At 74.6% G+C, this 12,420-nt stretch carries 11 protein-coding genes; 5 read left to right on the forward strand and 6 right to left on the reverse strand.

The genetic code is table 11. From position 1 onward, the window contains the following. Positions 1-531: DM13 domain-containing protein (locus F6X68_RS23505; protein WP_151456319.1), on the reverse strand; the 531-nt coding region annotated here is incomplete at its 3' end. A gap of 200 nt (positions 532-731) precedes the next feature. Here F6X68_RS23505 and F6X68_RS23510 point away from each other — a divergent pair. The 5 genes from F6X68_RS23510 to F6X68_RS23530 all read left to right on the forward strand — a co-directional run bounded on the left by F6X68_RS23510 (position 732) and on the right by F6X68_RS23530 (position 4,968). Then, a complete protein-coding gene (locus tag F6X68_RS23510; RefSeq protein WP_132231009.1) occupies positions 732-1,646 on the forward strand; it encodes an ABC transporter ATP-binding protein in 915 nt (304 codons plus the stop codon). Further along, positions 1,639-2,520, forward strand: a complete 882-nt coding sequence (locus F6X68_RS23515; protein WP_151456320.1) for an ABC transporter permease — start codon at positions 1,639-1,641, stop codon at positions 2,518-2,520. Before F6X68_RS23510 ends, F6X68_RS23515 begins: the two co-directional genes overlap by 8 nt. Beyond that, complete coding sequence (locus F6X68_RS23520; RefSeq protein WP_121399775.1) at positions 2,517-3,476, forward strand: ABC transporter ATP-binding protein; 960 nt, start codon at positions 2,517-2,519, stop codon at positions 3,474-3,476. The genes F6X68_RS23515 and F6X68_RS23520 overlap by 4 nt, the downstream gene beginning before the upstream one ends. Before the next feature lie 4 nt (positions 3,477-3,480). Beyond that, the gene (locus F6X68_RS23525; RefSeq protein ID WP_151456321.1) at positions 3,481-4,191 is read left to right on the forward strand and encodes an ABC transporter permease subunit; all 711 of its coding nucleotides are present in this window, start codon (positions 3,481-3,483) and stop codon (positions 4,189-4,191) included. Between the two features lie 126 nt (positions 4,192-4,317). Next, positions 4,318-4,968, forward strand: coding sequence for a hypothetical protein (locus tag F6X68_RS23530; protein WP_225852385.1), 651 nt, complete (start codon positions 4,318-4,320; stop codon positions 4,966-4,968). Between the two features lie 94 nt (positions 4,969-5,062). Here the strand turns inward: F6X68_RS23530 and valS are convergent, their stop codons facing one another. From valS to F6X68_RS23555, 5 genes are all read right to left on the reverse strand, one after another. Further along, positions 5,063-7,678, reverse strand: a complete 2,616-nt coding sequence (gene valS / locus F6X68_RS23535; protein ID WP_151456322.1) for a valine--tRNA ligase — start codon at positions 7,676-7,678, stop codon at positions 5,063-5,065. 76 nt (positions 7,679-7,754) lie between these two features. Further along, positions 7,755-9,626 (reverse strand): ABC transporter ATP-binding protein, encoded by a 1,872-nt coding sequence (locus F6X68_RS23540; protein ID WP_151456323.1) that lies wholly within the window; start codon positions 9,624-9,626, stop codon positions 7,755-7,757. After that, the gene (locus tag F6X68_RS23545) at positions 9,623-11,440 is read right to left on the reverse strand and encodes an ABC transporter ATP-binding protein (protein WP_151456324.1); all 1,818 of its coding nucleotides are present in this window, start codon (positions 11,438-11,440) and stop codon (positions 9,623-9,625) included. Before F6X68_RS23545 ends, F6X68_RS23540 begins: the two co-directional genes overlap by 4 nt. Before the next feature lie 48 nt (positions 11,441-11,488). Further along, entirely contained in the window at positions 11,489-11,989 is a 501-nt protein-coding gene (locus F6X68_RS23550) for a methylated-DNA--[protein]-cysteine S-methyltransferase (protein ID WP_151456325.1), read from the reverse strand. Then, the coding region (locus tag F6X68_RS23555; protein ID WP_370518977.1) for a DNA-3-methyladenine glycosylase at positions 11,986-12,420 on the reverse strand (435 nt) is incomplete at its 5' end. The genes F6X68_RS23555 and F6X68_RS23550, both read right to left, overlap by 4 nt.

Here is a 12,420-nt window from a genome sequence, read left to right on the forward strand (position 1 = left end):
CGCGGCCCCGAAGGAGACGGCGAACCGCTTGCACCAGATGGAGACGCTGGTCAGGCCCGTCAGGTCGACGTCGGCCGGGATGTCGTAACCCTGGTCGCCCCGGTTGCCCTTGAGTCGGCCCAGCTCGACCCACCGGCCGTCGTCGAAGACCCGCCACCCGGCGGTGCCGCTGCGCACCGGCTGGTCGCTGAGCCAGACCCGCAGGTCCGGGCCGTTGGAGGTGGCCAGGCCCACGAGTTCCAGCCGGTGCCGCCCGTCGGGGGCGCGGACGATCCGCGCGCTGCCCGACGTGTCGTGCTCGTGGGTCACGAAGTCGCCCTGCCCGACGAGGACCGGCCCGGCGGGGGAGGGCGCCGCGCCCGTGGCGGAGACCGTCGGCGCCGGCGTGGCCGCCACGCTCGAGAGCGCCTCGTCGACCTCGGCGTCGGTGACCAGCTTCCAGGGCTGGAACCAGTAGAGCCCGAACGCCGAGCCGGCGGCGAGGACGGCGACCACCACCCACGTCAGCGGCGCGCGGAACAGTCGGGTCATGCCCACAGTGTGTCGGCCCGGGCCGCGTCCTGTCTGCCCCGTACGGACGTGGCGGAGGCCGACACGTGCCGGCGGTGCCGACACGCCCGCCACCGCCGGGGACCGCGCCGGACCCTAGGGGACGCGGGCCGCCAGGATCAGGGGAGCGCCCGGGGGCGAGCCGCTGCCCACAGGGGTCCTCGCCTCCTACGCTGTACGACGTGACACTCATCGCGACCGACTCGCTGACCAAGACGTACGGGGGTGGGGTCACCGCGCTGGCCGACCTGACCGTCGCGGTCGAGCCGGGGATCATCGGGTTGGTCGGCGCGAACGGCGCCGGCAAGTCCACCCTGATCAAGATCCTGCTCGGCCTCCTCGCCCCGACCAGCGGCCGGGTCCGGGTCCTCGGCCTCGACCCGACCACCGACTCCGCCCAGGTCCGCGCCCGGGTCGGCTACATGCCCGAGCACGACGCCCTGCCGCCGGACCTCTCCGCCGCCGAGCTGGTCACCCACCTCGGCCGGGTCAGCGGCCTGCCGCGTACGGTCGCCCGGGAGCGGGCCTCCGAGGCGCTGCGGCACGTCGGGCTCTACGAGGAGCGCTACCGCCCGGTCGGCGGCTACTCGACGGGCATGAAGCAGCGGGTCAAGCTCGCCCAGGCCCTGGTGCACGACCCCGACCTGCTGCTGCTCGACGAGCCGACCAACGGGCTCGACCCGGCCGGCCGCGACGCCATGCTGGCGCTGGTGCACCGCATCGGCACCGAGTTCGGCATCTCCGTGCTGGTCTGCTCGCACCTGCTGGGCGAGGTGGAGCGGATCTGTGACACCCTCGTCGCCATCGACGGCGGGCGGCTGCTGCGCGCCGACCACATCTCCGCCATGACCTCGGCCACCGACGTGCTCGCCGTCGAGGTGAGCGAGGGCACCGACGAACTGGCCGCCCGGCTGGCCGCGCTCGACCTGCCGGTACGCCGGGACGGCCGGCTGCTGCTCGTCGAGCTCGCCGACGACGCCACCTACGACCTGATCCTCGGCGCGGTCGCCGAGCTGGACCTGCCGCTGCACCGGCTGGACCAGCGCCGGCACCGGGTGGCCGAACTCTTCGCCACGAGGGAGCCCAGCCATGCCTGAGCCGACCGGCGTCATCCACGACATCGGCTACCAGCGCTACACCGGTCCCCGGCTGGGCCGCCGGGCCGTCTTCGGCGCGCTCTACCTGCACGGCCTGCGGACGGCGTTCGGGCTGGGCCGCAGCGCGAAGGCCAAGATCTTCCCCTGGCTGGTGGTCGCCATCGTCACCGTGGTGGCCGCCGGGCTCGCGGCCGTACGCAGCCAGGTCGGCGAGTCGGTGATGACGTACGCCCAGTTCGCCGACAACATGAGCTGGCTGGTCATCTTCTTCGTCGCGGCGGTCGCCCCCGAGCTGGTCTCGCGGGACCTGCGCAGCGGGGTGCTGCCGCTCTACTTCTCCCGGCCGCTGCCGAGGTCGGACTACCCGCTGGCCAAGCTGCTGGCGCTGGCCACCGCGCTCTGGCTGCTGCTCGGCGGGCCGCAGCTGGTGATGTTCCTGGGCGCCGCGTTCACCACCGGCGACGGCATGCGCGGGGTCTGGAACGAGCTGCTCGACCTGCTGCCCAGCCTGCTCTACGCCGGGCTCTGGGCGGCGGTCTTCGCCTCGGTCGGGCTGCTGGTCGCCTCGTCCACCGGCAAGCGGGCGTTCGCGGCCGGCGGGATCGTGGCCGTGTTCCTGATGACCACCCCGATCGTCGGCACCCTGTCGATCATGCCTTCCCAGGCGGTCAACGAACTGGCCTTCCTCGCCTCGCCCTCGACGCTGGTGGGCGGAGTGGGCACCTGGGCGCTCGGCGACCTGCTGCTGTTCGAGGGGGAGGGCGGAGTGCCGATCGGCGACTTCGGCCCGGTCTACGCGGTCGCCGCCGTGCTGCTCGTGGCCGGCTGCGTCGCCCTGCTCATGCTGCGATACCGGAAGGTGGCCGCCCGATGACCACGATCAGCGTCGACCAGGCGGCGGGGACGCCGACCGCCGCCGCCAGCACCCTCGACCTCGCGGGTGTCTCCCGCTGGTACGGCAACGTGGTGGCCGTCAACGACGTCAGCATGAGCCTCGGCCCCGGCGTCACCGGGCTGCTCGGCCCGAACGGCGCAGGCAAGACCACCCTGCTGCACATGATGGCGGGCTTCCTGGCCCCGTCGCGCGGGGCGGTGAGCCTGGACGGCCGGCCCACCTGGCGCAACCCCGAGGTCTACCGCCGGCTCGGCCTGGTCAGCGAGCGCGAGGCGGTGCACACCTTCCTCACCGCGTACGAGTTCGTGCTGGCCAGCGCGAAGCTGCACCGGCTGCCGGACCCGGCGGAGGCGGCCCGCCGGGCGATCGCCCTGGTGGAGATGGAGGGCGCGCAGGACCGCCGGATCGGCACGTACTCGAAGGGCATGCGGCAGCGTGCCCGGGTGGCCGCGGCGCTGGTGCACGAGCCGCAGGTGCTGCTGCTCGACGAGCCGTTCAACGGGATGGACCCGCGCCAGCGGCTGCACATGATGGAGCTGCTGCACCGCCTCGGCGACGCCGGCCGCACCATCCTGTTCAGCTCGCACATCCTGGAGGAGGTCGAGCAGGTCTCCGGCACCGTCCAGGTGATGGTCGCCGGCCGGCTGGCCGCCTCCGGCGACTTCCGTACCATCCGCCGGCTGATGACCAACCGGCCGCACGTCTTCGCCGTGCACTCCACCGACGATCGGGCGCTCGCCGTCGCGCTGATGGCCGAGGCGTCGGTGACGGGGGTCGAGCTGGGCCGCGCCGGGCTGACCGTGCGGGCCGGCGACTACGGCGCGTTCACCCGCGTCCTGCCGAAGATCGCCCTGGCGGAGGGCATCCGGGTGCGGCAGTTGGTGCCCGAGGACGAATCCCTGGAGAGCGTCTTCTCCTACCTCGTGGAGGCCTGAACCCATGTCTACCGTTTCCTGGATCACCGTGCGGGGGCTGTTCGGGCGTCGCCGGTTCCTCCTGCTGCTGCCGCTGCCCGTGGTGCTGGTGCTGCTCGCCGTGCTCTCCCGTTCGCTCGGGGTGGACCCGGGCGAGTGGGGCCCGCCGGTGCTGGTCGGCCTCGGCCTGGCCGTGGTGCTCCCGGTGGTCGCCCTGATCGTCGGCACCGGCGTGCTGGGGGCCGAGATCGACGACGGCACCGTCGTGCACATCCTGACCAAGCCGTTGCCGCGCTGGCAGATCGTGCTGCCCAAGCTGGCGGTGGCCGCCGGCGTCACCGCGGTCACCGTCGCCGTGCCGATCTACGTGGCGGGCGTGCTGGCCCACTCCGTACGACTCGGCCTGGCGCTCGCCGCCGCGTCGGCGGTCGGCGCGCTGGCGTACTCGGCGCTGTTCGTGGCGCTCAGCCTGCTCACCCGGCGTCCGGTGCTGCTCGGCCTGGTCTACGTGCTGATCTGGGAGGGGCTGCTCGGCAACGTCGTCAGCGGCACCAAGGTGCTCTCCATCCAGCAGTACGTGATCGCCCTCGCCGACCGGATGGCCCCCACCGGGCTGCTGGAGGCCGGCGTCTCGGTGCCGGTGGCGGCGGTGATGGCCGCGTTGATCAGCGCGGGCTTCACGCTGCTCGCCATCGACCGGCTCCGCTCCTTCAGCGTGGCCGGCGAGACGAGCTGATCCCCGACAGGCCGGGCCGTCCCGCCGGGAACCGGGACGCGACCTGACGGCCTCCGGGCAGCCCGACCCGGCGATGGTAGGGCTGCCCGGATGGACCGGGCCGGGCGGCTGGGCGAGGCTGACGGCGTGAGCGCGGAGACGGGGCTGGTGATGTCGCGGGGGTCCTATCCGGGTGCCGGCCGGCACTGGATGGTGAGCCTGGCGGTGGCCGGGCTGGCGGCGGCGGCGACCACCACGGCAGCGCAGGCCACCGGGCACTTCCACTGGTGGGCGGGGTTCGTGCTGATCCCCGGCGCGCTGATCGCCGCCACCGGCGGGCCGCTGCTGGCCAGGGGCGGCGGGCGGGCCTTCGCCGGCTACGTGGTCGCCTGCCTGGGCGCGCTGGTGTTCGCGGTCGGGGCGCTGCTGATGTTCGGCGTGTTCGGGCGGGGCTGGCCCCTGATGGTCATCCTGCCGTGCCTGGCGGTCGCCGGCACCTACCGCTGGCGGCTGGTCCATCCGTTGGCCCGGGGGCTGCACCGGGCGGTCTCCCTGCTGGCGCTGGCCGGCGCCGTGCTGCTCGGTGGGACGCTGCAACTGACCCGCGTCGACCTGGTCGGCGTCCATGCCGCGCCGATGTGGGGCGCGTTCCTGATGCTGGCGGGGGTGATCGTGCTGGGCAACGCGGTGGAGCTGACCCGGCACCGGATGCCGTACCGCCTTCAGGCCATCACCCTGCTGGTCGGCCCCGCCGTCGTCGCCTTCCTGCTCGGCCTGCGCCTCCTGCGCGGCTGGTGAGCCCCGCCCACGCCGGCTGAGCCAACCGGCCCCGCCGCGCCGCTGGGCCCACCGGCCCCGCCGCGCCCGGTGAGAGCGCGGCGGGGCCGGCCGGTCAGAACGCGCAGGCGATGACGAGTTCCGGGGTGCGGTCGGGGAGCAGGTCCAGCTTGGCGATGCGGCCGGCGGCCCGGACGTCGTCGGCGATCAGGGTCAGCTGTTTCAGCAGGGCCGCCGGGCCGAGCGCCTCGGCCAGCGGCACCTCCGCCTTCATCGACAGTTTCCGCTCCGACTTGGCCCGGCGCACCTGGCCGAGCGCGTCGGCGGCCAGCCGCAGCAGCTCCGGCTGGCCGGTGCCCTCGATCGCCCGGTCCACCTCGTACGTGGTGGGCCAGGTCGCGCGGTGCACCGAGCCGTAGCGCCACCACGACCACACCTCCTCGGTCACGTACGGCAGCACCGGGGCGAAGAGCCGCAGCTGCACCGAGAGCGCGGTGGCCAGCGCCGCCCGGGCGGAGTCCGCCCCCGGCCCGGAGCCGTAGGCGCGCTCCTTGACCAACTCGATGTAGTCGTCGCAGAACCGCCAGAAGAAGCCCTCGGCGACCTGCAACGCGGCCGTGTGGTCGTACGCCTCCAGCGCCGACGTCGCGGCGGCGACCACGCCGGAGAGTTCGGCGAGCATGGCGCGGTCCAGCGGCTCGGTGGCCGGCGCCCGCAGCGCGTCGGCGGCGCCCAGCCCGAGGGCGAACTTCGACGCGTTCAGCAGCTTGGTCGCCAGCCGCCGGCCGACCTTGATCTGGGCCGGGTCGAAGGCGAGATCCATGCCCGGCTTGCCGTTCGCCGCCCAGTACCGCACCGCGTCGGAGCCGTGCTGCTCCAGCAGCGCCATCGGGGTGACCACGTTCCCCTTGGACTTGGACATCTTCTTCCGGTCGGGGTCGAGGATCCAGCCGGAGAGCACCGTGTCCCGCCAGGGCAGCACCCCGTGCTCCAGGTGGGAGCGGACCACCGTGGAGAAGAGCCAGGTGCGGATGATCTCCTGACCCTGCGGGCGCAGGTCCATCGGGAAGACCCGGGCGAACAGGTCCGGGTCGGTCTCCCACCCGCCGGCGATCTGCGGGGTCAGCGACGAGGTGGCCCACGTGTCGAGCACGTCCGGGTCGCCGACGAAGCCGCCCGGGCGGCCCCGCTGCGACTCCTCGAACCCCGGCGGGGCGTCGATGGACGGGTCGATCGGCAGCGCGGACTCCGCCGGCGTGAGAGGCTGGGACCAGTCCGGCTCGCCAGCGTCGTCGAGCCGGTACCACACCGGCACCGGCACGCCGAAGAAGCGTTGCCGGCTGACCAGCCAGTCGCCGGTCAGGCCGCCCACCCAGTGCGCGTAGCGGTGCCGCATGTGCTCCGGCACCCAGCGCAGCTCCCCGCCCCGGGCCAGCAGTTCGTCGCGCAGGCCCGCGTCGCGTCCGCCGTTGCGCAGGTACCACTGCCGGGTCGAGACGATCTCCAGCGGCCGGTCGCCGCGCTCGTAGAACTTCACCGGGTGGGTGACGGGTCGAGGCTCGCCGACCAGGTCGCCGGCGTCGGCCAGCAGCTCCACCAGCGTCCGCCGGGCGCCGTTGACGGTCTGCCCGGCCAGCGCCGCGTACGGCTGCCCCGGCACGCCGGCCGGCGGCTCGGGCAGCAGCCGGCCGTCCCGGCCGATCACCACGCGGGTGTCCAGCCGCAGCTCCCGCCACCAGGTCACGTCGGTCAGGTCGCCGAAGGTGCAGACCATCGCAATGCCCGTGCCCTTGGCCGGGTCCGCCAGCGGGTGCGCCCGCACCGGCACATCCACTCCGAAGACCGGCGTACGCGCGGTGCCGCCGACCAGGTCGGCGTACCGCTCGTCGTCGGGGTGGCAGACCAGTGCCACGCAGGCCGGCAGCAGCTCCGGTCGGGTGGTGTCGATGAGCACCTCCCGTCCGCCCGGCCCGGCGAATCGCAGCCGGTGGTACGCCCCGGGCCGCTCCCGGTCCTCCAGCTCCGCCTGGGCGACGGCGGTGGCGAAGCCGACGTCCCAGAGCGTCGGCGCCTCCGCCTGGTACGCCTCGCCCCGGGCCAGGTTGCGCAGGAACGCCCGCTGCGAGGCCGCCCGGGCCGCCGAGCCGATCGTCGTGTACGTCAACGACCAGTCCACGGAGAGCCCGAGCCGCCGCCAGAGCGCCTCGAAGACCTGCTCGTCGGCGACGGTCAGCCGCTCGCACAGCTCGATGAAGTTCCGCCGGGAGACCGGGGTCGGGTCCTTGCGGGCAGCCTCGCTCACCGGGGTGTCGGGGGCCTGCCGGTCCGGGTCGTATGGCAGCGCCGGATCGCAGCGCACGCCGTACACGTTCTGCACCCGGCGCTCGGTGGGCAGGCCGTTGTCGTCCCAGCCCATCGGGTAGAAGACCGTGCGCCCGCGCATCCGCTGGAACCGGGCCACCACGTCGGTGTGCGTGTACGAGAAGACGTGGCCCATGTGCAGCTCGCCCGATACGGTCGGCGGCGGGGTGTCGATCGCGTACACGTCGGCGCTGCGACCGTTCGGGCTCGGCGCGTCTGACGCCGCGCTGCGCCCCCGAACGGTCGCCTTCGCGCGGTCGAACGCGTACGTGCCGTCCTCCTGCCAGCGGCGCGCCCAGGTCTCCTCGATGCCGTCCAGGCTCGGACGTTCGGGGACGCCGGCGCGGGCCGTCCGCTCCGTGTCGGTCATCCGTCGATGGTAGGCAGTGGCCGGGGGCCGGACCACGTGGTTTCGCCCCGTGCCCGGACGCGTCCCGCCGGCGCGCTCAGAGCAGGGAGTCGCGCCACTGCCGGTGCAGGGCGGCGTACCGGCCACCAGCGACGGCGAGCCGGCCGGGCGGGCCGTCCTCGACGATCCGCCCGGCGTCGAGCACCAGCACCCGGTCGGCCGTCTCCACGGTGGAGAGCCGGTGCGCGATCACCAGCGCGGTGCGGTCGGCCAGGATGGTGCCGAGGGCGTGCTGCACCATCCGCTCGGTGGGCACGTCCAGCGACGAGGTGGCCTCGTCCAGGATCAGCACCGTCGGGTCGGCCAGGAACGCCCGGGCGAACGCGACAAGTTGCCGCTGCCCGGCGGAGAGCCGGCCGCCGCGCCGCTGCACGTCGGTGGCGTACCCGTCGGGGAGGGCGGCGATGAAGTCGTGCGCGCCGATCTCCCGCGCGGCGGCCTCCACGGCGGCGTCGTCGGCGCCGGGACGGCCGAACCGGATGTTCTCCGCGACCGTGCCGCCGAACAGGTGGGTCTCCTGGGTGACCAGGACCACGGCCCGCCGCAGCTCCGCGTCGGCGACCTCGCGCAGGTCGACCCCGTCGAGGGTGACCGCGCCCGAGAACGGGTCGTGGAACCGGGCGAGCAGCTTGGCGACGGTCGACTTGCCGGCGCCGGTAGCCCCGACCAGCGCCACGGTCTGGCCGGCCGGGACGGCGAGGTCCAGCCCGGCGACGATCGGCGCGTCCGGCCGGTAGCCGAAGGTGACCGCCCGGAAGGCGACCGCCCCGCGCCCCGGCCCTGCGGGCAGCGGCACGGGCCGCGCCGGCTCCGCCACCGACGGCCGTTCGTCGAGCACCCCGGCGAGCTTCTCCAGCGCCGCCGTGGCCGACTGGAGCGAGTTGTAGAACTGGCTCAGTTCCTGCATCGGCTCGAAGAACCGCCGCAGGTAGAGCAGGAACGCCGCCAGCACGCCGATCCCGGTCGCCCCGCCCAGCACCCGCCAGCCGCCGTAGCAGAGCACCACCGCCACGGTGACGTTGCCGATCACCTTGATCCCCGGCGAGTACGTCGCGATCAGCCGGAACGCGTCCCGGCTGGCCCGCCGGTAGTCGTCGCTGACCGCCCCGAAGATCTGCTGGTTGCGCGGCTCCCGCCGGAACGCCTGCACCGCCCGGATGCCGCGCATCGACTCGACGAAGTGGACGATGACCAGCGCCACCGTCTCCCGGGTGCGCCGCCACGCGTCCGCCGACGCCCGCGCGAACCAGCGGCTCAGCAGGATCAGGAACGGGAACGCGAGCAGCGTCACCGCGGCCAGCGGCACGTCCAGCCAGAGCAGGATGCCGGCGACCGACAGGATCGACAGCACGGCCAGCACCAGGCCGTCGATGCCGCCGCCGACCAGTTCGCCGATCGAGTCCAGGTCGCTGGTGAGCCGGGACACCATCCGCCCGGAGGTGTACCGCTCGTGGAACGCCACCGACAGGCGCAGGAAGTGCGCGTACACCCGCTGGCGGAGGTCGAGCAGGACGGCCTGGCCGATCCGCGCGGAGAGGGTGAGGAAGCCCCGGCGGGCGGTGTACTCGACGGCGGTGGCGGCGGCGAACCCGGCGGCGACGACCAGCAGCGGGCCGGCATCGCCGGCCCGCAGCGGCGCGATCGCCCGGTCGATGCCGAGCATCACCAGGTACGGCCCGGCCATCGCGGCGGCGTTCTGGCCGAGCAGCAGCGCGACGGCCAGCGCGAGGCGGCGCCGGTGCGGGCGCAGCAGGTCGCGCAGCAGCACCCGGCTGCGGGCCCGGAGCCGGGCCACCGCCTCGGGGTCGGTGTCCTCGGCGCGGCTGCGGTCCGCGTCCGGGTCGGTGGCGACGCCGCGCCACCGGGCGAGGTCCGCCCCGCTCGTGGGGCCGGCGGTGTCGCCGGTCACGAACGCACCAGGCCACGGTCGCCGGGCGGCGCGGGGGTGGGCTCGGCGGAGAGCACCGCGCGGTACGCCGGCACGGCGGCGAGCAGCTCCGAGTGCCGCCCGACGGCGGTGATCCGGCCGTGCTCCAGCAGCGCCACCCGGTCGGCGAGGGCGATCGTCGAGGGCCGGTGCACGACCAGCAGGGCGGTGGTGGTGCGGAGCACCCGCTTCAGCGCGGTCTCGACGAGCGCCTCGGTGTGCACGTCCAGGGCCGACAGCGGGTCGTCGAGCACGAGCAGCGCGGGTCGGCCGAGCACCGCCCGGGCCAGCGCCAGCCGCTGCCGCTGCCCGCCGGAGAGTGACAGCCCCTGCTCGCCGACCCGGGTGGCCAACCCCCACGGCAGCTCGTACGCGAAGTCGGCCTGGGCGAGGGCCAGCGCGGCCCGGACCTCGTCCTCGCCGGCCTCCGGCCGGCCGAGCGTGAGGTTCTCCCACACCGACATGGAGAACAGCGTCGGCTCCTCGAAGGCGACCCCGACCAGCCGGCGCAGGGCGGACAGCCGCAGCTCGCGCAGGTCGTGCCCGTCCAGCGTGATCCGCCCGCCGGTCGCCTCGTGCAGCCGGGGCACCAGGGAGAGCAGGGTGCTCTTGCCGCAGCCGGTCGCCCCGACCAGGGCCACGGTCTCGCCCGGCTCGACGGTCAGGTCGATCTCCCGCAGCACCGGCGCGGCGGTGCCCGGGTAACGGAACGAGACCCGCTCGAAGCGGAGCCGCCCGCGTACGTCGGCGCGGCGCAGGGCGAGCGCGTGCGGGGCGTCCACGATGGCCGGCGGGGTGTCCAGCACCTCGCGCACCCGGTCGGCGGCGGTGGCGGCCTCCTGCCCGTTGGCGATGATCCAGCCCAGCGACTGCACGGGCCAGATCAGCATGAGCTGGAGGCTGACGAAGGCGACCAGTTCGCCGATGGTCAGCACCCCGCTGGCGGCGGCCGCCGCGCCGGCGACCAGCACCACGCCGAGGGTCAGGTTGGGCACCAGGTCGAGCAGGGCGGAGGTGCGGGCCAGCAGCCGGCCCTTGCCGACCCCCGTGTCGTGCAGCGCCCGCGCGCCGGTCGCGAAGCGGGCGGCGAGTTCCGGCCCCCGCCCGTACGCCTTCATCGTGCGCAGCCCCTGCGCGGTCTCCTCGACCAGCGTGGCCAGGTCGCCCTGCTGGTCCTGCATCCGCCGCGAGGCCGCGTGGTAGTGCCGCGCGAAGCGGCGGCTGATCAGGAACAGCGGCACCGCGCTCGCCGCCACCAGCAGCCCCAGCGCGGGGTGCAGCCGGATCAGCAGCGTCACCACGGCCAGGTAGGTCACCAGGTTGAGGATCAGGAAGAAGAGGCCGAAGGAGAGGAACCGGCGCAGCACCGACAGGTCGCTGGTGACCCGGGAGAGCAGTTGGCCGGACTGCCATCGGTCGTGGAAGCTGGTCGGCAGCCGTTGCAGGTGGGCGTAGACGTCCTCGCGGATGGCCGCCTCGATCCGCATCGAGGACGACGACTGCACCCAGCGCCGGATGAAGATCAGCAGCGCCTCGACCAGGCCGAGCAGCAGCGCCAGCCCGGCCAGCCGGAACAGCCCGGCCGGGTCCTGCCGGGCCACCGGGCCGTCCACCACCCGCTGCGCGACCAGCGGTACGGCGATGCCGGCCCCGGTGGCGGCGAGGCCGGCGAGCAGCAGCCAGCCGAACTCGGCCGCGTGCGGGCGCAGGTAGTGGCGCAGTCGCCAGAGGCTGTGCAGCGGGTGCCGGCCGGCATCGACCGGGCAGGCCGGGTCGCCGTCACCTTCCGCAGGCACTACCCGACGGTAGCCTCAAACGGGGCCGGCGCAGGTGTCGGCTTCCCGTCATGGCCGCTCGTGCCCGAGAAGCCACTTCTTCACGTCCAGCCCCCAGCGGTAGCCCCCGAGCGTCCCGTCGGTGCGCAGCACCCGGTGGCAGGGGACGAACAGGGCGGCGGCGTTACGGGCGCAGGCTGCGGCGGCGGCCCGTACGGCGGCGGGGCGGCCGGCCAGCCCGGCGAAACCGGTGTAGGTTACCGGGTCGCCCGGCTTCACCTCGCGCAGCACCTGCCAGGCGTGTGCCATGAACGCGCCCCCCGTGTGCTGCTGGACCGGCACGGCGTCGATCGCGGCCAGCTCGCCGTCCAGGTAGGACGCCACGGCGACGCTGACCGGGCCGAGGTCGGCCCGGTGCCGCAGCGGCGCCCGCAGGGCCGGGTGCACCAGGGGGAGCAGGCTCTCCGGGTCGCCGGTGAAGCCCGCCGCCCGGACCGCGCCGTCCGGGCCGGCCACGATGCTGAGCGGCCCGGCGGGGGTGTCGATGACGGTGCTGTCGTTCATGCTCATGCTGCTCTCCAGAGTCGGATCACCGCGTACGAGCGCCAGGGGCGCCAGCGGTCGGCGTACGGGTCGAGGGTCGTGGGGGCGTCGGGGAGGCCGAGGGCGGCGGCGCCCCGGCGTACGGCGAGGTCGGTGGGGAGCAGGACGTCCGGGTCGCCGAGGGCGCGCATGGCCACGTAGCCCGCCGTCCAGGGCCCGACCCCGGGCAGCGCCAGCAGCCGCCGGACGGTCTCCTCGCGGTCCCCGCCCGGCGCCAGGTCCAGCGACCCGTCGGCGACGGCGCGGGCCAGCCCGCGAATCGTCTCCCGCCTCCCTGCCGGCATCCCGAACACCTCGTCCGGCACCCCGAGCACCTCCTCGGCGGTGGGGAAACCGGACAGCCACGCCCTCCCCGCCCCCTCGGCTAGTTGATCAAGAGGTTTCGGCTCCCGAGAGCG

Origin of the sequence: Micromonospora sp. AMSO12t, assembly GCF_008806585.1 — a bacterium.
Taxonomy (GTDB): domain Bacteria; phylum Actinomycetota; class Actinomycetes; order Mycobacteriales; family Micromonosporaceae; genus Micromonospora; species Micromonospora reichwaldensis.